At 70.3% G+C, this 20,945-nt stretch carries 22 protein-coding genes; 7 read left to right on the forward strand and 15 right to left on the reverse strand.

Annotation, left to right across the window (positions count from 1 at the left end; translation table 11 throughout):
- Positions 1 to 53: 53 nt before the first annotated feature.
- Positions 54 to 1,133 (forward strand): alkane 1-monooxygenase, encoded by a 1,080-nt coding sequence (locus BM162_RS00865; protein ID WP_245759137.1) that lies wholly within the window; start codon positions 54 to 56, stop codon positions 1,131 to 1,133.
- A gap of 4 nt (positions 1,134 to 1,137) precedes the next feature.
- Positions 1,138 to 1,533, forward strand: coding sequence for a hypothetical protein (locus tag BM162_RS00870; protein ID WP_093416456.1), 396 nt, complete (start codon positions 1,138 to 1,140; stop codon positions 1,531 to 1,533).
- Between the two features lie 63 nt (positions 1,534 to 1,596).
- On the opposite strand, the gene BM162_RS00875 is transcribed toward BM162_RS00870, so the two are convergent.
- Together BM162_RS00875 and BM162_RS00880 are read right to left on the reverse strand one after the other, a co-directional pair.
- Positions 1,597 to 2,310 carry an FG-GAP repeat domain-containing protein gene (locus BM162_RS00875; protein ID WP_093416459.1) on the reverse strand — a complete coding sequence of 238 codons (714 nt, stop codon included), beginning with the start codon at positions 2,308 to 2,310 and terminating at the stop codon, positions 1,597 to 1,599.
- Positions 2,307 to 2,630, reverse strand: a complete 324-nt coding sequence (locus tag BM162_RS00880; RefSeq protein WP_093416461.1) for a 2Fe-2S iron-sulfur cluster-binding protein — start codon at positions 2,628 to 2,630, stop codon at positions 2,307 to 2,309. Before BM162_RS00880 ends, BM162_RS00875 begins: the two co-directional genes overlap by 4 nt.
- A 113-nt stretch (positions 2,631 to 2,743) precedes the next feature.
- Here BM162_RS00880 and BM162_RS00885 point away from each other — a divergent pair, with 113 nt between their 5' ends.
- A complete protein-coding gene (locus BM162_RS00885) occupies positions 2,744 to 3,124 on the forward strand; it encodes an OB-fold nucleic acid binding domain-containing protein (RefSeq protein WP_093416464.1) in 381 nt (126 codons plus the stop codon).
- A gap of 65 nt (positions 3,125 to 3,189) precedes the next feature.
- The gene (locus BM162_RS00890; RefSeq protein ID WP_093416467.1) at positions 3,190 to 3,714 is read left to right on the forward strand and encodes a peptidoglycan-binding protein; all 525 of its coding nucleotides are present in this window, start codon (positions 3,190 to 3,192) and stop codon (positions 3,712 to 3,714) included.
- 275 nt (positions 3,715 to 3,989) lie between these two features.
- On the opposite strand, the gene BM162_RS00895 is transcribed toward BM162_RS00890, so the two are convergent.
- The 6 genes from BM162_RS00895 to rpiA form a co-directional block, all read right to left on the reverse strand.
- Positions 3,990 to 5,393, reverse strand: a complete 1,404-nt coding sequence (locus BM162_RS00895) for a DegQ family serine endoprotease (RefSeq protein WP_177215035.1) — start codon at positions 5,391 to 5,393, stop codon at positions 3,990 to 3,992.
- A gap of 272 nt (positions 5,394 to 5,665) precedes the next feature.
- The gene (locus tag BM162_RS00900) at positions 5,666 to 5,863 is read right to left on the reverse strand and encodes a DUF2065 family protein (RefSeq protein ID WP_177215000.1); all 198 of its coding nucleotides are present in this window, start codon (positions 5,861 to 5,863) and stop codon (positions 5,666 to 5,668) included.
- Entirely contained in the window at positions 5,860 to 6,930 is a 1,071-nt protein-coding gene (gene hflC / locus BM162_RS00905) for a protease modulator HflC (RefSeq protein ID WP_093416472.1), read from the reverse strand. Before hflC ends, BM162_RS00900 begins: the two co-directional genes overlap by 4 nt.
- On the reverse strand, positions 6,930 to 8,102 hold the full coding sequence (hflK, locus tag BM162_RS00910) for an FtsH protease activity modulator HflK (protein ID WP_093416473.1): 1,173 nt from the start codon (positions 8,100 to 8,102) through the stop codon (positions 6,930 to 6,932). Before hflK ends, hflC begins: the two co-directional genes overlap by 1 nt.
- A 59-nt stretch (positions 8,103 to 8,161) precedes the next feature.
- Positions 8,162 to 9,523 (reverse strand): glutathione-disulfide reductase, encoded by a 1,362-nt coding sequence (gor, locus tag BM162_RS00915; protein ID WP_093416476.1) that lies wholly within the window; start codon positions 9,521 to 9,523, stop codon positions 8,162 to 8,164.
- 7 nt (positions 9,524 to 9,530) lie between these two features.
- A complete protein-coding gene (gene rpiA, locus BM162_RS00920) occupies positions 9,531 to 10,319 on the reverse strand; it encodes a ribose-5-phosphate isomerase RpiA (RefSeq protein WP_093416478.1) in 789 nt (262 codons plus the stop codon).
- Between the two features lie 209 nt (positions 10,320 to 10,528).
- Between rpiA and BM162_RS00925 the strand changes: the two genes are divergently transcribed.
- Entirely contained in the window at positions 10,529 to 10,882 is a 354-nt protein-coding gene (locus tag BM162_RS00925) for a YbaN family protein (RefSeq protein WP_093416481.1), read from the forward strand.
- A gap of 68 nt (positions 10,883 to 10,950) precedes the next feature.
- Positions 10,951 to 12,324, forward strand: a complete 1,374-nt coding sequence (locus BM162_RS00930) for an L-serine ammonia-lyase (RefSeq protein ID WP_093417723.1) — start codon at positions 10,951 to 10,953, stop codon at positions 12,322 to 12,324.
- On the opposite strand, the gene purD is transcribed toward BM162_RS00930, so the two are convergent.
- Complete coding sequence (purD, locus tag BM162_RS00935; RefSeq protein ID WP_093416483.1) at positions 12,325 to 13,590, reverse strand: phosphoribosylamine--glycine ligase; 1,266 nt, start codon at positions 13,588 to 13,590, stop codon at positions 12,325 to 12,327.
- A 67-nt stretch (positions 13,591 to 13,657) separates the two neighbouring features.
- On the opposite strand from purD, the gene xseA reads away from it, so the two are divergent.
- Positions 13,658 to 15,202, forward strand: a complete 1,545-nt coding sequence (xseA, locus tag BM162_RS00940; RefSeq protein ID WP_093416486.1) for an exodeoxyribonuclease VII large subunit — start codon at positions 13,658 to 13,660, stop codon at positions 15,200 to 15,202.
- A 4-nt stretch (positions 15,203 to 15,206) separates the two neighbouring features.
- On the opposite strand, the gene BM162_RS00945 is transcribed toward xseA, so the two are convergent.
- From BM162_RS00945 to BM162_RS00970, 6 genes are all read right to left on the reverse strand, one after another.
- On the reverse strand, positions 15,207 to 15,563 hold the full coding sequence (locus tag BM162_RS00945) for a hypothetical protein (RefSeq protein ID WP_093416488.1): 357 nt from the start codon (positions 15,561 to 15,563) through the stop codon (positions 15,207 to 15,209).
- A gap of 102 nt (positions 15,564 to 15,665) precedes the next feature.
- Positions 15,666 to 16,430 carry a precorrin-4 C(11)-methyltransferase gene (cobM, locus tag BM162_RS00950; protein ID WP_093416491.1) on the reverse strand — a complete coding sequence of 255 codons (765 nt, stop codon included), beginning with the start codon at positions 16,428 to 16,430 and terminating at the stop codon, positions 15,666 to 15,668.
- A gap of 174 nt (positions 16,431 to 16,604) precedes the next feature.
- Complete coding sequence (gene cobJ / locus BM162_RS00955; RefSeq protein ID WP_093416494.1) at positions 16,605 to 18,413, reverse strand: precorrin-3B C(17)-methyltransferase; 1,809 nt, start codon at positions 18,411 to 18,413, stop codon at positions 16,605 to 16,607.
- Complete coding sequence (gene cobI / locus BM162_RS00960) at positions 18,404 to 19,105, reverse strand: precorrin-2 C(20)-methyltransferase (RefSeq protein ID WP_093416497.1); 702 nt, start codon at positions 19,103 to 19,105, stop codon at positions 18,404 to 18,406. The genes cobJ and cobI overlap by 10 nt, the downstream gene beginning before the upstream one ends.
- Positions 19,102 to 20,304: a precorrin-6y C5,15-methyltransferase (decarboxylating) subunit CbiE gene (cbiE, locus tag BM162_RS00965; protein WP_093416499.1), complete on the reverse strand. Its 1,203-nt coding sequence runs from the start codon at positions 20,302 to 20,304 to the stop codon at positions 19,102 to 19,104. Before cbiE ends, cobI begins: the two co-directional genes overlap by 4 nt.
- Positions 20,301 to 20,942, reverse strand: a complete 642-nt coding sequence (locus BM162_RS00970; protein ID WP_093416502.1) for a precorrin-8X methylmutase — start codon at positions 20,940 to 20,942, stop codon at positions 20,301 to 20,303. The genes cbiE and BM162_RS00970 overlap by 4 nt, the downstream gene beginning before the upstream one ends.
- Positions 20,943 to 20,945 lie beyond the last annotated feature (3 nt).

Genomic DNA, 20,945 nt, shown 5'->3' on the forward strand with positions numbered 1-20,945 from the left:
GCGCCGGCACCCAAGACCCTCGCCCGCGCGGCGCAAGGCGCTATACCCGACGCATGGAAATACGCGCCCGCACATGGATGTTCCCCGCCGCCACGCTCCTGCCGGTCCCGCTGATCGCGGGCGCGGCGGCGTGGGGCGGCGGCTGGACGGTAGCGGCGGTGGCGGCGATGACCGCTTTCATCACGGTCATGGACCGGCTCGTGCGGCTCGCCCCCGCCGAACCGGAGGCGGAGTTTCCGGCCGGGCGCAGCCTTTCGACCGGGCTCGGCCTGCTGCACTTTCCGCTTCTGGCCGGCGGCATCTGGCTGCTGGCGAGCGGCGACCTCAACCTGGCCGAGCGGCTGGGCGTGTTCCTCGCCCTCGGCCTCTGGCTCGGGCAGGTGAGCAACTCGAACGCGCACGAGCTTATTCACCGCGGCGACCGACGACTGGTACGGCTGGGGCGCTGGGTCTACGTCTCGCTTCTCTTCGGACATTACGTCTCGGCTCACCCCAAGGTGCATCACCGCTGGGTGGGCAGCCGGCACGATCCGAACACCGCGCGGCTGGGCGAAAGCTTCTGGCGCTTCGCCCCGCGCGCTTGGCGCGGCTCCTTCATTGCGGGATGGCGGGCCGAGGACGCGATGCTGCGCCGTCGTGGCCCTTATCCGTGGTGGCGGCACCCTTATACCGGCTACCTCGGCGGGGCCGCGCTCTGCCTCGCGGCGGCCGCCGCGCTCGGGCCGGCGGTGCTGGGCTGGTACGTGACGCTCTGCGTTCACGCGCAGATGCAGCTTCTCCTGTCGGACTACGTACAGCACTACGGGCTGGAGCGGCGGGAAATCGCGCCGGGCAAGCTTGAACCCGTGGGCGCGCGGCACTCGTGGAACGCGCCCCAGCCCTGGTCGAGCCGGATGATGCTGCACGCGCCGCGCCACTCCGACCACCATGCCCATCCGGCGAAGTCCTTCGACCGGCTGGAGATCCCGGCCGACGCGCCGATGCTCCCCCGCTCGCTGCCGGTGATGGGCGCCCTCGCCCTCTGGCCCCGGGCGTGGCGACGGGTCATGGACCGGCGCGCGCGACGGTGGCGCGGCGAACCGCCGGCGCACGCGCCGGGCACTGGCCAAGCGCGCGCCTCTGTGCCAGCGTGACGGCATGATCCTGCGCGCCCTCGCCCTGCTTCTCAGCCTCGCCGCGCCTGCGGCCGCCCAGACGCCGATGAGCGGCGCGGAGTTCGAGGCCTACACCACCGGCAAGACGCTCTATTTCAGCTCGGGTGACGTCCCATACGGGGTCGAGGAATACTTTCCCGGCCGCCGCGTGCGCTGGTCGTTCCTCGACGGCGAGTGCAAGGACGGCACCTGGTACGAGGCACAGGACCATATCTGCTTCGAGTACGAGGACGACACCCCCGCCCAGTGCTGGCAGTTCTTCGAAGGTCCGACCGGCCTGCGCGCCCGGTTCCAGGGCGACAGCCCCGACCGTGAACTGTACGAGACGCACCAGGCCGACGAGCCGATGTACTGCAAAGGCCCCCGCGTCGGCGCCTGACCCGCCTCATCTTCGGTCCTGAGATATCTCCGCCGGAGGCTTGTCCCTCGCCAGCGGGGCAAATCAGTCGACGGTCCCGCATGCCAGCGCCCGGTCGAGCGCGTCCGCCCGGTCCAGCGGCCCCAGCCGCCGCACCTCAAGGCCCCCGCCCGTCAGCCGCGCCGCCATCACCGATGCCCACCCGACATCCGCCAGGATCATCTCCAGCCCGCCCCCGCAGTCGCGCAGGCCGCCCGAGATGTCCCGCTCGCCGATCCGGTGGTTCGTCAGTCCGGAAGCGGACGCCACCTCCTCCAGCCGTCCGTTATCGAGCCGCACGACCCGCAGCACCCGCGCCAGGTGCGGCCGGTCGACGAAGGCGACCTCCACCGCGCCGTCCCCGTCCAGGTCGCCCGCGCCGACCGGGGCGAGCCAGCGGAAGGGACGTCCGATGAAGTCCGTCGCCGCCACCAGCCCGTTCGGATCGTAGATCGCGAGCCTCGCACCCAGCCCGGCGTCGCTTTCCACCACGACGACCTCGCGCGCGCCGTCGCCGTCGATGTCCGACAGGCGGGGGGCGGTGTCCTCGAACACGCGGCGGCGGGGCAGCGTGAGGCGTACGGGACCACCGGCGGTCTCCATCACCAGCGCGCCGTGCTCGATATCATCACCCAGGACGCCGTGCGCATAGCGATCCGTCGGGTCAGCATAACGCGCGGCCGTGACGTCCTGCGCCGCGGCCGCCGGAGCAAGGAGCGCGGGCAGCGCCCAAGCGAGGAGCGCCGCCCGAGCCGTCAAATCTGTTTTTCGGGCATCTGAACGACCAGCCCGTCCAGTTCGTCGCTCACCTTCAGCTGACACGTCAGGCGCGACCGCGACGGGTCGGGCTCGAAGGCGAAGTCCAGCATGTCCTCCTCCATCGGGTCCATCGCGGGCAGCTTCTCGACCCAGTCGGGATGAACATAGACATGGCAGGTCGAACAGGCGCAGGCGCCGCCGCAATCGGCCTCGATCCCCGGAATGCCGTTGTCGCGTGCGCCTTCCATCACCGTCAGGCCGTTGGCCACGTCGACCGTGTGCTCGGTGCCGTCATGCTCGATATACGTGATCTTCGCCATCTTGGCAGCGTCCCCTTCGTTGTGTCGTGCGTTACCTAGTCGGCGCCGGGCCGCTTCGCCAGCCCCGCCCCGGGCCCTTGGCGGACGGCGCGATATGTTCTACATTCGTTCCAATGTCCGACTTCGCCTCGCCCCCCGCCGGATGGCCGCGCCCGCCGGCCTGCATTCCGCACGCCCGGCTCGACGAGCCGCCGCACGGCGCGCGGGTGACCGTGGCCGGGCTGGTGCTGGTGCGCCAGCGGCCGGGCACCGCGAACGGCGTGATCTTCATCACGCTCGAGGACGAGACCGGCATCTGCAACGTCATCGTCTGGCGCAAGCTCTACGAACGGTATCGCCGCGCGGTGATCGCCGGGCGCTGTCTGCGGGTGACGGGGCGGCTCCAGCGTGAATCGGGCGTGCTTCATGTCGTGGCCGAGGTGATAGAGGATATCGGCTGGATGCTCGACGACCTGCTGCGCCACGAGCCGCTGCGTTCCGGGGACGGGCCCTGACGCTTTCCAGCGCCGGCCGGACGCTGTATCCTCTGCGCATCCGCCCGCGAAGAGGCCCGAGCAGAATGATCCAATCCCAGACCGCCCTCGCCGCGGCGTGCCTCGTCCTTGCGGCCTGCGCCCCGTCCGCGCCCGCGGTCGGCCGGTTCGACGAACCCGCCGTGGACGCAACCGGCGCCGACATTCCCGCGGGCGCCGACCCCGATGCCTGCTACGGGCGCGACGTGCGGCCCGCGGTGATCGAGACGGTGACCGAGCGGATGCCCGTCGCCGCGGTGCGGCCCCAGGCGGCGACCGCCTATCGCGTGGTGCGGCGCGAGCGGATCGTGCGCGAGCGGCAGGACCTGTGGTTCCGCACCCCCTGCCCCGACGCGATGACTCCGGATTTCGTGGCGGCGCTGCAGCGGGCGCTGGCGGTGCGCGGCCACTTCGACGGCCCGGCGACGGGCACCGCCGACGCGGCAACGGCGCGCGCCGTGCGGGCGTTCCAGCGCGAGACGGGCCTCGACAGCAGCGTGCTCAGCATCGCCGCGGCGAAACGGCTGGGGCTGGTCGCCTACGACCGCGCGGAGGCCCTGGGGCAGGAGTAAGCGGGCCTGCTGCCGACAGACCAAGCGCCCTTTCACGGCAGGATGGCAGAAATCGCCCCCTCGTGGGCGCGAAAGCGCCCGCCCGGCCGGCAGGCGGAGCGACCCGGTCGGTACAGTGTGAGGGCGCAGCTCGTCCCCTCGACCGTACGATACGCACAGCTTCCGGCTCATCCGGGCCGGGATACCGTGGCGCCCCCCCGGACTCACCACCGCCTCGAACGTAAAAGGGGCGCCCCGTCGGGACGCCCCTCTCACCAGCCGGAGATCGACTACTCTTACTCTTGCTCGTCCAGCGGCAGGGCCACGAAGCGCGGCTCGTTGTTGCGGCGGACGAGAAGCAGGATAGACTTGCGCCCGGCGTCGCGCGCGTCGGCAATCCGCTCTTCCAGTTCGGCCGGCGAGGTCACCTTCTCCTGCCCGGCCTCGGTGATCAGGTCACCGGCGCGCAGGTCCTTTTCGTAGGCCTCGGAGTCCTCGGCCACGTCGGTGACGACCAGGCCCTCGGAGCCTTCCGGCAGCGCGAGCTGCTCGCGCAGTTCGTCGGTCAGGCCCGAGACGGTGACGCCCAGCGTCTCCATCTCGATAGGGTCGTCGGCGGGCGCCGAAGCGGGGATGGCGTCCTGCGCCTCTTCGCGGCGGCCCAGCGTTACGCGCAGGGTCTCGGTCTCGCCGTCGCGGAAGACGGTGACGCGGACGGTCTTGCCGACCTGCGTCTCGCCAACCTGGCGGACGAGTTCGCGGGTGTCCTCGACCTCGGTGCCGTCGAAGGACAGGATGACGTCGCCCGACTCCATGCCGGCCTCGGCCGCGGGGCCTTCGGGCACGTCGGTGACGAGCGCGCCGCGCGCCTCTTCAAGGCCGATGCTTTCAGCGATGTCGTCGCTCACGTCCTGGATGCGGACGCCCAGCCAGCCGCGGCGGGTCTCGCCGAACTCCTGGAGCTGGTCCACGACGTTGGTCACGACATTCGACGCCATGGCGAAGCCGATGCCGATCGAACCGCCGTTGGGCGACAGGATCGCGGTGTTCACGCCGATGACTTCGCCGTCCATGTTGAACAGCGGGCCGCCCGAGTTACCGCGGTTGATGGCGGCGTCGGTCTGGATGAAGTCGTCGTAGCTGCCCGAGAGCGCGCGACCACGGGCCGAGACGATGCCGGCCGAGACCGAGAAGCCCTGCCCCAGCGGGTTGCCCATGGCGATGACCCAGTCGCCGACACGCGACGCGTCACTGTCGCCGAACGGAACGGCCGGAAGCGGGTCTTCGGATTCAACCTTGAGCAGCGCGATGTCGGTGGAGGGATCGGTGCCGACGACTTCGGCATCGAGCTCCTCGCCCGAGAAGAACTCGACCGTGATCTCGTCTGCGCCCTCGATGACGTGGTTGTTGGTGACGACGAAGCCGTCCTCGGAGATCACGAAGCCGGAGCCGAGTGCCTGGCTGCGGCGCGGGCGGCGCGGCTCGGGCATGCCCTCGCCGTTGCGGTCCATGAAGTCACGGAAGAAGTCCTCGAAGGGCGAACCCTCGGGAACGGTCGGGGCCGGGCCGCTGCGCGACGCGACGGTGGTCGAGGTGGTGATGTTTACCACCGAGGGGCTGATCCGTTCGGCCAGATCGGCGAAGCTTTTCGGCATGTCCTGAGCCTGCGCGGCGATCGCCTGCGCCATGACCAGAGCCATGCCCACGATGAGCACCCACGCCGAACGCCACACGCGGGCGGCGGGTACGAGGGATACGGGCTGAGAATTCACTCCGATCTCCTTTGGTGTCGGTTGACTTGAAACTCACTGACGGGCGGGCCGGTGGCCCGTCCGCGTGGCAACAAACTGTAGATAGGAGCAGGAACCCGCAACACAAAGCGCGGTCTCACGCTGTCAAGTCGGCGTGATGCGGGGAACCCCTCCTCCGGGACGACTGTTGCACGCGCGCCGCAGAGCGCGGCGTGGCTTTTTCACACGCCCATGCTCCGGGCCATCCAGACGAGCAGGACGCCTAGAGCCAGCGCGCCGAGGCCGATCATCCGGCGGGTGTCCGGCGGCATGTTTCGCAGGGCGTCCAGCGCCTCTTCCAGACGCGAAGGGGCCAGTGCGAACACCAGCCCCTCCACGCATAGCACCAGCCCCACGGCCAGAATGAGCGTTGCGATCATTCGGTGACCGCGTCCTCGTTCTCGGCCACCGTCTCGGCCTCGTCGGCGAGCACGCCATTGGCACCGGCGGCATCCTCGCTCGGCTCGACCGGCTCGAGCTCGATCACCTCGCCCGCGTCGGCGCCCGTGTCGTCCTCTGGCAGCACGTCCTCGGGGTCGACCTGAACGGCCGGGGCCGCGGGCGTCACCGGACCGTCCGGCTGATCGGAGTTCAGGTAGTTGAAGAACTCGCTATCCGGCGAAAGCACGAGCGTCGAGTTCTCGCCCTGAAGCGAGCGCTGGTAGGCGGTGAGCGACCGGTAGAACTCGAAGAACTCCTCGTCCGCGCCGAAGGCGTCGGCGAAGATGGAGTTCCGCTGCGCATCGGCCTCGCCTCGCACGATCTCGGCCTCGCGCTGCGCCTCGGAGACCAGCTCGACCACCGTACGGTCGGCGAGCGCGCGAACCCGCTGCGCGGCTTCCTCGCCTCGCGCGATTTCGTCGGCGGCCTCGCGTTCACGCTCGGCTTCCATCCGCGCGAAGGTCGCCGCAAGGTTCTGCTGCGGCAGCGCCGTCTGCTTGAGCCGCACGTCGATGACCTCGAGACCCAGCGCCTGGGCGCGCACGCGCGCCTCGTCGCGGATCCGCTCCATCAGTTGCGCCCGGTCCGCCGACAGGATGGTATTCGACGTTACGCCGTCCGAACCCAGGACAGCACGGGTCTGCGCGGTCAGGATGGCGGCCAGCCGATCCTCGGCGGCGCGCAGCCCCCCGACACCCACCGCCTCGCGGAAGCGGACGACGTCTGAAATACGGTAGCGCGCGAAGGCGTCGACGACGAGCCGGCGGTCATCCGACGGCGTCACCTCGATCGGCTGCGTGTCGAGCGACAGGATACGGTCGTCATAGCGCACGACCTCCTGGATGATCGGCACCTTGAAGCCGAGGCCAGGCTCGGGCTTGACCTGCTTGATCTGACCGAACTGGAGCACCAGCGCCTTTTCACGCTCGTCCACGATGAAGATCGCCGACATCAGCGCGACCAGCGCGAGGACGAGAACGGGAATGATGATCGTCGTCTTGCGCATCAGTTGTCACCTCCGGCCGGAGCCGCGGAGCCCGAATTCCGGCGCAGTTCGTTGAGGGGCAGATAGGGCACCACGCCCTGACCGCCGTTGCCGCCGGTCGTGGCGTCGTCGAGGATGATCTTGTCCACGCGGCCCAGCACTTCCTCCATGGTTTCGAGATACAGGCGTTTCCGCGTCACCTGCGGCGCCTTCTGGTACTCGGTCAGAACCGCCGAGAAGCGGCTGGCCTCACCCTGCGCCTCGTTGATGACGCGGGCGCGGTAGGCCTCGGCCTCTTCCAGCACCTCGGCCGCCTCACCCCGGGCGCCGGCAAGCACACGGTTGGCATAGGCGTCGGCGGTGCGCTGAAGGCGGTCGCGCTCCTGCTCGGCGGCCTGGACCTCGCGGAAGCTGTCGATGACCTCCTGCGGGGGGTCGGCCTTGTCGAGGTTGAGGCGCACGACGTTCACGCCGGCGTCGTAGCTGTTCAGCGTCTGCTGGATCAGCTCCTGCACCCGCGCGGCGATCACGTCCCGGTCCCGGTTGAGGATCGGTGCGAGCTCCGACTGGGCCACGACTTCGCGCATGGCGGATTCTGCCACGGCGCGGATCGTCTGCTGTGGGTCGCGCAGGTTGAAGATAAAGGCCGCCGGATCGGCGATGTTCCAAACCACCTCGAAGTCGATGTCGACGATGTTCTCGTCGGTGGTCAGCATCAGCCCGTCGTCGGCTTCCGAGCCGCGGCCCACGCCCAGCTCTTCCGTCCGCTCGGTCGTGACCGGCACGACCTCGTACGTGACCAGCGGCCAAGGCGCAAAGTTCAGGCCCGGTCCCCCGGTCGAGGCATACTCGCCCAGGAGCAGTTCGACCGACTGCTCTTCAGGCCGCACGGTATAGAAGCTGGCGAAGGCCCAGATGCCCACGGCGACCAGCGCCGCGATGCCCACGGTTCCGCGCGAAAAGCGCGGACCGCCACCGCCGGAGCCGCCGCCCGATGGCGGGCGGTTGCCGCGGCCGCCCATCAGAACGCGCAGCTGCTCCTGCCCCTTCTTCACGATTTCGTCTATGTCGGGAACCTGCGAACCGTTGTCGCCGGGCCGTCGTCCGCCGCCGCCGGGTGGACGGCGATCGCCGCCGCCTCCACCGCCGCTGCGCGGGCCGCCGCCCCAGGGTCCGCCATTGTTGCTGGCCATCTAGGTGTCATCCCCTTTGTCGGTCAGTTAGCTTCTACCTGTGCACCGCCCGACCGAAATCAAGCTGTGCGCACCGGCGTCCGCATGGTCACGAGCTCTTCCGATACCGTCGGATGAACCGCGACCGTGCGGTCGAAGTCCTCTTTCGTCGCGCCCATCTTGATCGCCACGGCGGCAAGCTGGATCAACTCGCCCGCCTCTTCCGAGACGATGTGGCAGCCGAGCACCTTCCGGGTCTCGGCGCAGACGATCAGTTTGAACAGCACGCGCGCCGTCTTGCCGATGAACGCGTTCTTCATGGGCATGAACGTCGCGCAATAGACCTCGATCGGTCCCTGATCGCGCGCTTCCTCCTCGGTCATGCCAACATATCCATACTCGGGCTGGGTAAACACAGCCCCGGGCACCAGTTCGTGATCGGGCTTGATCTTCTTGCCGCCGAACATGGTGTCGGCGAAGGCGTGCCCTTCGCGGATGGCCACGGGCGTCAGGTTGATCCGGTCGGTCACGTCGCCCACGGCGAAGATCGACGGCACGCTGGTCTGCGACCATTCGTCCACCACGATCTGGCCCCTGCGCCCGATTTCGACGCCCAGTTCCTCGAGCCCGAGCCCCTCGATGTTGGGCCGGCGGCCCGTGGCATAGAGCACCCGGTCGTACACCGCCTCGCGCCCGTCGGTGGCCTTAACCCACACGCCGTCGTCGCGCTTGTCCAGTTCCTTGACGTCAGTGCCAACGTGCAGGTCGACGCCGCTTTCCTTGATGAGCTCGGAAATGTGGCCGCGCGCTTCCTCGTCGAAGCCGCGCAGGATCTGCGCGCCGCGATAGAATTGCGTCACCTCTACCCCCAGGCCGTTGAGGATGCAGGCAAACTCGCACGCGATATAGCCGCCGCCGACGATCAGCACCGACTTGGGCAGTTCGTCCAGCAGGAAGACGTCGTTCGAGGTGTTCGCGTTCTCCCACCCCTCGACCGTCTCGGGCACGAAGGGGCGTCCGCCGGTGGCGATCAGGATGTGCTTTGCCGTCACCCGCCGCCCGTCCGACAACTTCACGGTGTGCGCGTCGTGAAGGGTGGCGCGGCAATCGAAGATCTCGACCCCCGCCCGTTCCAGATTGCGGCGATAGATGCCTTCCAGCCGGTCGAGCTCCTCGCGCAGCTTGCCGTGGAAGTGCTGCCAGTCGAAGCCGCCGCGCTCGATCTCCCAACCATAGGCGCGGGCGTCGTCGGCGCGGTTGCCCAGTTCGCTGGCGAAGACCATCAGCTTCTTGGGCACGCAGCCGCGGATCACGCAGGTGCCGCCCATGCGGTATTCCTCGGCCAGGCCCACCTTCGCGCCGTGCTCGCCCGAGGCCACGCGCGCCGCGCGCGCGCCGCCCGAGCCGCCGCCGATCACGAAGAGGTCGAAGTCGAAGTTCATGATGTCCTCAGTCGTTCAGGTCGCGGAACAGGTTCTCGGTATCGACGAATTCGATCCGGTCCTCCTGCGTTGTGCCGGTATTGATGTCGCGCACCTCGACCCGTCCGTCGCCGTGACCGATGATCGCGATGTCGCAGATGTCGATGAACAGCCCGTTCTCGACCACGCCGGGAATCTGATTGACCACCAGCGCAAGCTGTCGCGCGTTGCCGATGCGGTTAAGGTGCAGGTCGACGATATAGTTGCCTTCGTCCGTGACGTACGGCTTCTCGCCGTCCATGCGCAGCGAGGTCTTTTCGCCCAGCACGTCCATCGATGAAATCGTCTCTTCCAGCAGCGCCTTGGTGGTCTGCCAGCCGAACGGCACGACCTCGATCGGCAGCGGGAAGGCGCCCAGCGTTTCGACCTGCTTGGTCTTGTCGGCGATCACGATCATCTGGTCGCTCGCGGTCGCGACGATCTTTTCCTGCAAAAGAGCGCCGCCGCCTCCCTTGATCAGGTTGAGCTCGCGGTCGAACTCGTCCGCGCCGTCGATGGTGACGTCCAGCCACTTGGCCTCGTCCAGCGTCGTGACCTTGATCCCCACCTGGCGCGCCAGTTCGGCCGTGCGGGTCGAGGTCGGCACGCCGACGATTCGCAGCCCGTCCTCGCGCACCATCTCGCCCAGGCAGCGCACCAGCCAAGCGGCGGTGGACCCGGTGCCGAGCCCGACGCGCATGCCGTCCTCGACATAGTCGCAGGCGCGCTTGGCGGCGACGAACTTGGCGGTGTCGATCGGGGACAACTGACCGGGCATGGAAAAGCGACCTCTTGAGACGATGCTGGGGTTATAGGCAACTTGCACGCCCCGGGCGAGGGGGCAATGCGGGCAAGGCCGGCGCGGGCCGAAAAGGCCGAGAAAATGGCCTCGAAGCCGCATCCGCAGTGCAATCCGGCGGCCGGCGGGACTATATCCGCGTCGTCGGCGTTGCGTCGTCATCAGAAACCGTCGGACGAGGATCGAAGGTGCAAAGGATTCTGCTGCTCGGGGCGGGCTGGGCCGCCGTGGCGCTGGGGGCGCTCGGCGTCCTGCTGCCGCTGCTGCCGACGACGCCCTTCCTGATTCTCGCCGCCTTCTGCTTCGGGCGCGGCAGCCCGCGAGCCCGTGCCTGGCTGGTGGACCACGCCCATCTCGGCCCGCCGATCCGGCGGTGGGAGGAGGACGGCGCGATTTCGCGCCGCGCCAAGTGGCTCGCTTGCACCATGATGGCCGCGGCCTTCCTGCTGTCGGTGGCGTTGGGGCTGCGGCCGATGCTGCTGGCGATCCAGGCCGTCTGCCTTCTGGGTGCCGCCGCCTTTATCCTCACCCGGCCCGACTGACCGCGCCCGGCGCGGGAGGAGTCGCATTCCGCCTGTCCGTCCGCCCGGCGATGTGCGACACAAGGTTCATGTTTCTGTCCGTCTTCGAGATGTTCAAGATCGGCATCGGCCCGTCGTCCTCGCACACGATGGGCCCGATGGTCGCCGCCGCGCGCTTCCTCGACCGCCTGCGGACCGGTCCGTTCACGCCGCGCGGACTGCGCGCCTCGCTCCACGGCTCGCTCGCCTTTACCGGCGCGGGACACGCCACCGACCGCGCCACCATCCTGGGCCTCGCCGGCTTCACGCCCGAAGGGTACGACGCCGAGGCGGCGGAGGCCGAGCTGGCGCGTGTCCGAAAAGACGCGACCGTCCGCCCCAAGGGGCTGGGCGAACTGCGCTTCGACCCCGAGCGCGACCTCGTCTTCGACTACGACCGCACCCTGCCCGGCCATGCCAACGGCATGATCCTGATGGCGACCGACGCGCAGGGCGACGTGATCGCGCAGGAGACGTTCTACAGCGTCGGCGGCGGGTTCGTACTGACCGAGGCCGAGTTGCAAGCCGGCGCCGACAAGGAAGAAGGCGCGCCCGTCCCCTACCCGTTCAAGACGGCAGCCGAGATGCTCGCCATGTGCGCCGAGAGCGGAAAGAGCATCGCGCAGCTCAAGCGCGCCAACGAGTTGACCCGACGCAAGCCGCGCGACCTGGACGAGGGGCTCGACCGGATCTGGGAAGTCATGTCGGACTGCATCGACCGGGGCCTCTCGGCCTCGGGCGAACTTCCCGGTGGCCTCCGCGTGAAGCGCCGGGCCAAGCACATTCACGACGCGCTCCTGGCCGAGCGGGGCATGAACCTTTCGGCCCCGCACACCATCAACGACTGGATGTCCTGCTACGCCATGGCGGTGAACGAAGAGAACGCCGCCGGCGGACAGGTCGTCACCGCCCCCACCAACGGCGCGGCGGGCGTGATTCCGGCGACCATCCGCTACTGGCTGACCCACGTGCCGGGGGCGAGCCGGGCGAAGCTGCCCGACTTTCTGCTGACCGCCGCCGCTATCGGCGGGCTGATCAAGTACAACGCCTCGATCAGCGGGGCGGAGTGCGGCTGCCAGGCCGAAGTCGGCTCGGCCTCGGCCATGGCCGCCGCGGGTCTCGCCGCCGTCATGGGCGCGACGCCCGAGCAGGTGGAAAACGCTGCGGAAATCGCGCTCGAGCATCACCTCGGCATGACCTGCGACCCAGTGAAGGGGCTGGTTCAGGTGCCCTGCATCGAACGCAACGGGCTGGGTTCGATCAAGGCGGTCTCGGCCGCGTCGCTGTCGCTGCGCGGCGACGGCTCGCACTTCGTCCCGCTCGACGCCGCCATCGAGACGATGCGCCAGACGGGTCAGGACATGAGCGAGAAGTACAAGGAGACCGCCCTGGGCGGTCTCGCCGTCAACGTTCCGAACTGCTGATCACTTGAGGGCGCGCCACCCGATGTCGCGCCGGAAGACCGCACCGGGCCACTCGATCGCATCGCACACGGCATAGGCCCGCTCCCGCGCCTCGGCCAGCGTGTCGCCCCGTGCGGTGACGTTCAGCACCCGGCCGCCCGCGGCCACGATGCGCCCGTCCTTCTCGGCCGTGCCGGCGTGGAACACCATGTTGCGGCTGTCTTCCGGCAGCCTCTCGAGCCCGCCGATGGTCGCGCCCTTCTCGTAGGCTCCGGGATAGCCCTCGGCCGCCATCACGACGGTCATCGCGTGATCGTCGGCCCAGTTCACCCGCGCCTCGTCCAGCCGCCCCTCGGCGCAGGCGTGCATCAGGTCCAGCGCCTGCGCCCCGAGACGCATCATCAGAACCTGACACTCGGGGTCGCCGAAGCGCACGTTGTATTCCACCAGCCGCGGCCGCCCGTCCTCGATCATCAGCCCGACGTAGAGCACGCCCTGGTACGGCGTCCCGCGCCGCGCCATCTCGGCCATCGTCGGGCGCACGATTTCTTCCAGCGCAAGCTCGGCCACGGCGTCCGTCATGATCGGCGCCGGGGAATACGCGCCCATCCCGCCGGTGTTCGGCCCGGTGTCGCCCTCGCCGATGCGCTTGTGATCCTGCGCCGTGCCGACCGGCAGCACCGTCTCGCCATCGCAGAGGACGAAGAACGACGCCTCCTCGCCCGTCATGAACTCCTCGACCACGACCTCGGCGCCCGCCGCGCCGAAGGCGCCGCCAAACATCTCGTCGATAGCCTCGATCGCCTGCTCGACCGTCTCGGCCACGACGACGCCCTTGCCGGCGGCCAGCCCGTCTGCCTTCACCACGATCGGCGCACCCTGCGCCTGCACGTAGTCCTTCGCCGGCCCGGCCTCGGTGAACCTGCGCCAGGCGGCCGTCGGCGCGCCGGCCGCATCACATATTTCCTTGGTGAAGCTCTTCGACGCCTCCAGCTTCGCCGCCGCCGCCGAGGGGCCGAAAACCAGCAGTCCCGCCTCGCGCAGCATGTCGGAAACGCCTGCCGCCAGCGGCGCCTCGGGTCCCACGATCACGAAGTCGATGGAGTTCGCGACGGCGAAATCCACCACGCGCGCCCCGTCTTCGATGTCGAGTGAAGCGCACTCGGCGATCATGGCGATGCCGGCGTTGCCGGGTGCGACGATGAGCTTGTCGCACTTCGGGTTCTGCATCACCGCCCAGGCCAGCGCGTGTTCGCGCCCGCCGCCGCCGAGGATCAGGATATTCATGCGCGCCCGCCTTTCGCTCGTGACGCCCGCGTTCTAAGGTCGCCCCCCGAGCAGCACAAGGCACGCCATGTCCGACCTGATCGACGCCCCCCTCTTCGGTGAGAACGCGCCCGAGTTCACCGTTTCCGAAATCTCGGGCGCCATCAAGCGCGTGATCGAGGGCGAGTTCGGCCGCGTCCGCGTGCGCGGCGAGGTCGGCCGCGTCTTCCGCGCCCGCTCGGGCCACCTCTACTTCGACATCAAGGACGACCGCTGCGTGCTCGCCTCGGTCACCTGGAAGGGGCAGGTCGGCGCGCTCTCCGCCCTGCCCGAGGAGGGGATGGAGGTCGTCGCCACCGGCAAGCTCACCACCTTCGGCTCTCAATCCAAGTACCAGCTCAACGTCGAGGATCTGCGCCCGGCCGGCGTCGGTGCGCTGATGGCGATGCTCGAGAAGCGCAAGAAGGCGCTCGAGGCCGAGGGGCTCTTTGCGGCCGAACGCAAGCGCCCTCTGCCCTTCCTTCCCGAGGTCATCGGCGTCGTCACCTCGCCCTCGGGTGCGGTGATCCGCGACATCCTCCACCGCCTGCGCGACCGCTTCCCGCGCAAGGTGCTGGTCTGGCCGGTTGCCGTGCAGGGGCAGAGCTGCGCGGCCGAGGTCGCCCGCGCCATCGAGGGCTTCAACCGCCTGACACCCGGCGGTGCGCTGCCGCGCCCCGACCTTCTGATCGTCGCGCGCGGCGGCGGCTCGATCGAGGATCTATGGGGCTTCAACGAGGAAGTCGTCGCCCGCGCCGCCGCGGCCAGCGAAATTCCCCTGATCTCGGCCGTGGGGCACGAGACCGATACGACGCTGATCGACTACGTCTCGGACCACCGCGCGCCCACGCCCACCGCCGCCGCCGAACTCGCGGTGCCGGTGCGCATGGAGCTTCTGGCCTGGACCGACCAGCAGGGCGCGCGCCTGACGCGTGCGATGACCCAGGGCCTGTCGCTGCGCGGCCAGCGCCTGCGCGACCTCTCGCGTGCGCTGCCGCGGCCCGAGTCGCTTCTCGACCCTGCGCGCCAGCGGCTCGACTGGCTCGATGCGCGGCTTCCGGCGGCGCTGAAGGCGCTCGCCCAGACCCGGCGCGGCCGCCTGACCGAGTTGGCCGCCGTCCTGCGCCCCGCGACGCTGCGCAGCCGCGTCACGGCAGAGAACCAGCGGCTTCACCACCTCCCGCCCCGCCTCGACGCGGCCCTCGCCCGTACGCGCCGGCAGTCGCAGGACAGCTTCGCAAAATGCGCCGCCCGCCTGTCGCCGCTTCCCATCCGGCGCGAGATCGACCGCAAGCGCAAGGAACTCGACAAGCTCTCGGCCCGCCTCACGCCTTGCTACGAATCGCGCATCCGCACCGCCCGCGACAGGCTCGACGGGCTCGAGCGCCTGCGCGTGACGCTGGGCTACGAGGCAACTCTCCAGCGCGGCTACGCCGTCGTCTGGAGCGGGGACCACGTCCTGACGACGAAGGGCGCTGCGGAACAGGCCCCGGCGCTGGAAATCCAGTTCCGCGACGGCCGCCTCGCGCTCGGCAAGACGCAGAAGAAGCGCAAGCCGTCGGACCCGTCGCCGGAACAGGGCTCGCTGCTCTGACGGTTCAGTCCACCGGCGGCGGCAGCGCCCCGGCGGTCTCGGGCTCGTCTCGCGCGAAATCGACCGGCGGGCGTTCGGCGGCCGGCGTGTTGCGCTTGAACTCGAACACCATCTCGTCCCCATCCTCGGCCGAGGCGACGATCAGGCACTGTCCGACATGCCGCGCCCCGTCGTAAAGGTCGCCGTAGCCCCGCAGGTGCGGCGCATCCTCGACGTCGAGCGCGAAGCCCTCGTCCCAGTACCGCAGGATGGTGAAGCTCTGGCCGCCCACTTCGATGCGCATCCGCGCGCTCTTGCGGCGCTCGCACTTGCGGGCCGCTTCCAGCCCCTCGCGCACCTCGCGCGGCAGGAAATCCGTCATCGCCGTATCCTCCCCAGGACCAAGGAAGATCAGGATGCCACGAATCCGCCGCCGGTCAAGATGCTGGAGGGCAAGTGGATGAAAAGCCGCGGCTTTCCGGCGTCAGCGTCTCACCGGTCTCAGAACATGCGGCTGCGCCGGATCGTAGAGCGCGGAATCCTCGAACCCCTCGACCTCACCCATGGCCGGCCCCACCAGGATCAGCGCCGTGCGCGTGATCTTCGCCGTGCGCACTTTTTCGCGGATGTCGCTCAACGTCCCCCGTAGGATTTCCTGGTCCGGCCAGCCCACGCGATAGACGACCGCCACCGGGCACTCCGCCCCGTAGTGCGGCACCAGCTGCCGCTCGATTTCCCGCAGCGCCCGAACACCCAGGTGGATCGCCAGCGTCGCACCCGACCGCGCGAACGTCTCCAGGGTCTCGCCCTCGGGCATCGAGGTCGACTTCATCGACATCCGCGTCAGCACGATCGACTGCGCTACACCGGGCACGGTCAACTCCTGCCCCATCGCGGCCGCCGCGGCGGCATAGGCCGGCACGCCCGGCACGATCTCGTATTCGATGCCATCCCGCTTCAGAAGCCGGATCTGCTCGGCGATCGCTCCATAAAGCGACGGGTCCCCGGAATGCACCCGCGCCACGTCCTCACCCCGCGTTTGCGCCGCCAGGATCTCGGCATGCGTCTCGGCCAGCGTCATCGGCGCGGTGTCCCGCACCAGCGCCCCCTCCGGCGCGCCCGCCACGACCTCGGGCGGCACCAGCGACCCGGCATAGAGGCATACCGGGCACGCCGCTATCACCCGCTGCGCCTTCAGCGTCAGAAGCTCCGGGTCCCCCGGACCCGCACCGACGAAGAACACCTTCATGCCCCGTCCCTTCCTCTTGCCTCAAATACTCCCGCCGGAGGCGTCCCGCCGCCCGCCACGCGCACCACGCCCCTCAGACGAGCTCGCCCCGCCACGCGCTCCCTCTCCCCGGACCGGGGAGAGGACAGGAGAGGGGCCGATGCGCCGCGTGCAGGCGCAGCCTGCGCCGATGAGTCAGCCATGGGCGAGATCCCCGTCGATCTTCCGCGCATAGCCCCGCGGCGTGTACATCCGCGGCCCCTCGCCCATCCGCGCGAGGCGCGATTGGGAGGAGCCGACCAGCACCACCGTCAGCATGTCCACCTCGTCCACCTCCAGCTCGTCCAGCCGGCGATAACGCAGGCTCTCCTCCGGCCGCCCCAGAGAAGTCGCCAGCAGCACCGGCGTGTCCGCGGGGCGGTGTTCCAGCAGCACCTCGCGTGCCTCGGCCAGCAGCGTGCGGCGGCGCTTCGAGACGGGGTTGTAGAAGGCGACGATGAAGTCGCCCTCCGCCGCCGCGCGGATGCGGCGTTGGATGTCCTCGCGCGGGGTCAGCAGGTCGCTCAGCGAGATGGCGCAGAAGTCGTGGCCCAGCGGCGCCCCCGCCCGCGCGGCCGCCGCCTGCAGCGCCGAGATGCCGGGCGCGCAGACGACCTCCACCCGCTTCGCCGCGTCGCTCACGCCGTGCGCCTCGCGGCCCAGAAGCTCGAACACCAGCGCGCCCATGGCGTAGATTCCGGCGTCGCCCGAGCACACCAGAGCCACGTTCCGCCCCTCGCCGGCACGTTCGAGGGCATAGCGGCAGCGGTCTTCCTCGCCGCCCAGCGGGAAGTCCGACCGCGCCTTCCCCGCCGCCAGCGGCCCCAGCAGGTCGATATACAGGCCGTAGCCCACCAGCTCCTCGGCCTCGGCGATCAGCCGCGACGCCTCCGGCGTGCGCCATGCCGCTTGGCCCGGCCCGATGCCCACGACCGACAGCCGTCCGCGCGCCCGGCCCCGCAGGTCCGCGATCGGTGCCGGCGCGAGTGCGACGGCGCAGGTGGCGCGCTCGGTCTTGCGCTTGGTCACACGCAGCGCCGCCTCCGGCCCCGCCCCGGCCAGCGCGGCGGCCTCCGAGACGCCGTGGCAGCCGACCTCGGCGAAGACCACGTCAGAGGGATTGGCCAGCCGCGGCGTCTCCGCCTCCAACTCCTCCGCCCCGAACACCCGCAGCGGCGCGTCGAGCCGCCGCGCAAGTTCCAGCACCGCCGGCTCGTCCGCCTTCAGGTCCAGCGTGAAGACGCCCCGCAGCGCGCCCGGCGCGACGCCCGTCTCGGACAGCGTCGCCGCGACCAGCTCGGCCAGTTCCTCCGGCGGGCAGTTGCGCGCGCAGCCCACGCCGAGCGTCGCCCGCTGCGGGTGGAAAGCCAGCGCGCCCTCCGACGGCGGGCCCAGCGTCGCCTCGACCGACACGTCGTCGCCCTTCGGCAGTCCGGCCAGCCACTCGGCCGCTCCGGCCTCGCTGCCGGTCAAGCGCGCGCCGCTGCCCGACAAAAGGGCCGCCATCGCGGATTTCGCCCGCTCCGGCGTGCCGAGCTTCCAGCCCTCCGGCGGCTCGTCCAGCGATACGCCCAGCGCCACGTCGCCCGCCGTGGTCACCGCCGCCCTGCCCTCGAGCGCCCGCGCGATGTCCCGCGCCAGCCGGTTCGCGCCACGGTGACCGCCGAGAAGCGGCACCACCACCGCGCCGTCGTCGCTGACCGACACCACCGGCGGCTCGGTCGTCTTGTCGGCAAGCAGCGGCGCGACCGCGCGGATCAGGATGCCTGATGCGCAGACGCCGACCACCGGCACGCCCGCCGCGAACAGGTCGCGCGCATGGGCCAGTGCGTCGGGGAAGAACGCGTCAGCGCGCTCCACCCGCTCCTCGCGCCCATGAACGGGGGCCGAAAGGGCGGCGGCGACGCGGTGCGCGACCGCCTCGCCCGAGCGGGACAGGGCAAGAACCACCGGGGTCACAGCCATGGATCGGTGCCTTTCGTCAGGAGGATCATCGAGAAATACGGCGCGCTTTCCGGGGCCTCGGCCAGCGGGCACACCCGCTCGTCGCCCAGCGTCGCACGCTCGACATAGACGGCGCGGTCGGTCAGCCCGAGCCGGTCGATCACCGCGCGGATCTTTGGCAGGTGGCGCCCGACCTTCATCACCGCAACGCTCTCCGCGCCCTCGAGCCTCGCGCGCAACTCGGACTCGGGCAATGGTCCCGGCAGCACCGTCACCCGCTCGTTCCGCGCCGCGAGCGGGCGTCCGGCGCGGGCGGCGCAGGCGGTGAGGGACGTGACGCCGGGCACGACCTCGACCGCGAAGCGCGGGGCGAGGCGGGCGTGAAGGTACATGAACGAGCCATAGAAGAACGGGTCGCCCTCACACAGGCAGACCACGTCGCGCCCCGTGTCGAGCTCGGCTGCGATCTCGGCGGCGGCGGCGTCGTAAGCCGCCTGAGCCGGGGCGCGCTCGGTCGTCATCGGGACTTGCATGGCGATCTCGCGGCAGCCCGCCGGGATCAGGTCGGCGGCGATGGCGCGGGCGAGGCTGGGCGCACCGGCGAGCGCCGGGTAGGCGACGACTTCCGCACCCTCGATCAGCCGCGCGGCGCGCAGGGTGATGAGGCCCGGGTCGCCCGGACCCAGACCAACGCCGAACAGGGTCCCGCTCATCGCTTCACCAGGCTCCACTGCGTGACCGGCATCAGCGGCCGCCAACCGGTGAGCGGCCCCACCGGCTCGGCGCGGTTCACCTGCATCTTCACCAACTCGCCGCCGTAACGGGCGTGCAGGGCCAGCAGGATCGCCTCGGATTCCAGCGTCACCGCGTTGGCGACGAGGCGGCCGAGGGGCTTCAGCGCGGCCCATGCGGCGGCGAAGGTTTCCTCGGACAGCCCGCCGCCGAGGAACACCGCGTCGGGCGCAGGCAAGTCGGAAAGCGCCGACGGAGCTTCGCCTTCCACCAGTTCGAGCTTCGGCGCGCCCAGCGCCAGCGCGTTCTCGGCGGCCATGGCGCGGCGCTCGGCGCGCGGCTCGATGCCGATGGCGCGGGCCTCGGGCGCGGCGCGCATCCACTCGACGGCGACCGAGCCGCAGCCGGTGCCGATGTCCCACAGCAGTGCCCCGCGCATCGGCATGAGCTTGGCGAGCGTCACCGCCCGCACCTCGCGCTTGGTCATCTTGCCGTCGTGGCGGAACGCCTCGTCCGGCAGGCCCGCGATCCGGGGCATCAGCACCGCGTTAGGCCCCGCCACGCACTCGACCGCCAGCGTGTTGAACGACGGGACCTCGTGCGACCAGCTTTCGGCGATGCCGTCGAAGCGCGCTTCGTCGGCTCCGCCCATCGCGGCGAGGACGGTCATCGGGCTGCGGCCATAGCCGCGCTCGCTCAGGAACCCGGCGATGCGGGCGGGGGTGTCCGAGCCCGTCGTCAGGATCAGCAGCCGCTGGCCCGGCTGGATGAACGGGATCATTTGCTCGGGCGGGCGGCCGTGGACGGTGAGCGTCTCGACGTCCGGCAGGCTCCATCCCATCCGCGCGGCGGCGAGCTGGAAGGCCGAGAGCTGCGGGTGATAGACGATCTCGGCCGGGTCGATGGCGCGGCCGATGCGGGCACCGACCGAGTACCAGAGCGGGTCGCCGGTCACGAGCACGACTGCGCGGCGGCCCTTGAGCCCGCGGATCGTGTCGATCATGGCATTGAAGGGCGACGGCCAGGCGATACGCTCCGCGGTCACCGCGTCCGAGAGCCGGTGGTGCCGGTCTCCGCCGACGATGACCTCGGCGGACTCGACGATCGCGCGGGTGGCGGGGGTGAGCCCGTCCATTCCGTCTTCGCCGATGCCGACGATGTGGAGCCAGGGCGTCGTCATCGGGCAGCCTCCTCCGGCAACCCCGCGGCGAGCGCGTTGACGGCGGCCGAGGCCATCGCCGAGCCGCCGCGGCGTCCCCGCAGGGCTACGAATTCGGTCCCGCGCGGGTGGCGGGCCAGCTCGGCCTTCGACTCCGCCGCGCCGACGAAGCCGACGGGAAAGCCGAGGATCACCGCAGGTGTAGGCCAGCCGTCGTCCAGCAGCTCGAGCAGGTGGAACAGAGCCGTGGGCGCGTTGCCGACGGCCACGACCGCGCCTGCGAGGTGCGGCTTCCACAGCTCCACCGCGGCGGCTGAGCGGGTGTTGCCGATGGCTGCGGCGCGATCCGGCACGCCGGCGTCGTTCAGCGTGCAGATCACCGGGTTCGCGGCGGGCAAGCGGCCGCGGATGATGCCGGCGGCGACCATCTCGCAATCGCATAGCACCGGCGCGCCCGAGGCGAGCGCGGCGTTCCCGGCCTCGTACGCGCCCGGCGAGAAGGCGAGGCGGTCGGCGACCTCGACCATGCCGCAGGCGTGGATCAGGCGGACGGCCAGCGCTTCCATGCCCGGGCCGAAGCGGCCCAGCCGGGCCTCGGCACGCACCGTGGCGAAGCTTTGCGCGTAGATCGCGGCGGGATCTTTCTCGTAGGGGCGCACGTC

Source organism: Tranquillimonas alkanivorans, from assembly GCF_900115595.1.
Taxonomy (GTDB): domain Bacteria; phylum Pseudomonadota; class Alphaproteobacteria; order Rhodobacterales; family Rhodobacteraceae; genus Tranquillimonas; species Tranquillimonas alkanivorans.

Excerpts from the sequence above, each read along its gene's own strand:
- cbiE (WP_093416499.1), bottom strand. The coding sequence starts at position 20,304 with ATGACGACGCCCTGGCTCCACATCGTCGGCATCGGCGAAGACGGAATG.
- BM162_RS00865 (WP_245759137.1), top strand. The coding sequence starts at position 54 with ATGGAAATACGCGCCCGCACATGGATGTTCCCCGCCGCCACGCTCCTG.
- BM162_RS00900 (WP_177215000.1), bottom strand. The coding sequence starts at position 5,863 with ATGATCGCAACGCTCATTCTGGCCGTGGGGCTGGTGCTATGCGTGGAG.
- BM162_RS00870 (WP_093416456.1), top strand. The coding sequence starts at position 1,138 with ATGATCCTGCGCGCCCTCGCCCTGCTTCTCAGCCTCGCCGCGCCTGCG.
- BM162_RS00880 (WP_093416461.1), bottom strand. The coding sequence starts at position 2,630 with ATGGCGAAGATCACGTATATCGAGCATGACGGCACCGAGCACACGGTC.
- hflK (WP_093416473.1), bottom strand. The coding sequence starts at position 8,102 with ATGGCCAGCAACAATGGCGGACCCTGGGGCGGCGGCCCGCGCAGCGGC.
- gor (WP_093416476.1), bottom strand. The coding sequence starts at position 9,523 with ATGAACTTCGACTTCGACCTCTTCGTGATCGGCGGCGGCTCGGGCGGC.
- BM162_RS00930 (WP_093417723.1), top strand. The coding sequence starts at position 10,951 with ATGTTTCTGTCCGTCTTCGAGATGTTCAAGATCGGCATCGGCCCGTCG.
- cobJ (WP_093416494.1), bottom strand. The coding sequence starts at position 18,413 with ATGGCTGTGACCCCGGTGGTTCTTGCCCTGTCCCGCTCGGGCGAGGCG.
- BM162_RS00945 (WP_093416488.1), bottom strand. The coding sequence starts at position 15,563 with ATGACGGATTTCCTGCCGCGCGAGGTGCGCGAGGGGCTGGAAGCGGCC.
- xseA (WP_093416486.1), top strand. The coding sequence starts at position 13,658 with ATGTCCGACCTGATCGACGCCCCCCTCTTCGGTGAGAACGCGCCCGAG.
- rpiA (WP_093416478.1), bottom strand. The coding sequence starts at position 10,319 with ATGCCCGGTCAGTTGTCCCCGATCGACACCGCCAAGTTCGTCGCCGCC.
- BM162_RS00890 (WP_093416467.1), top strand. The coding sequence starts at position 3,190 with ATGATCCAATCCCAGACCGCCCTCGCCGCGGCGTGCCTCGTCCTTGCG.
- BM162_RS00895 (WP_177215035.1), bottom strand. The coding sequence starts at position 5,393 with ATGGCTCTGGTCATGGCGCAGGCGATCGCCGCGCAGGCTCAGGACATG.
- BM162_RS00885 (WP_093416464.1), top strand. The coding sequence starts at position 2,744 with ATGTCCGACTTCGCCTCGCCCCCCGCCGGATGGCCGCGCCCGCCGGCC.
- cobI (WP_093416497.1), bottom strand. The coding sequence starts at position 19,105 with ATGAGCGGGACCCTGTTCGGCGTTGGTCTGGGTCCGGGCGACCCGGGC.
- purD (WP_093416483.1), bottom strand. The coding sequence starts at position 13,590 with ATGAATATCCTGATCCTCGGCGGCGGCGGGCGCGAACACGCGCTGGCC.
- cobM (WP_093416491.1), bottom strand. The coding sequence starts at position 16,430 with ATGAAGGTGTTCTTCGTCGGTGCGGGTCCGGGGGACCCGGAGCTTCTG.
- hflC (WP_093416472.1), bottom strand. The coding sequence starts at position 6,930 with ATGCGCAAGACGACGATCATCATTCCCGTTCTCGTCCTCGCGCTGGTC.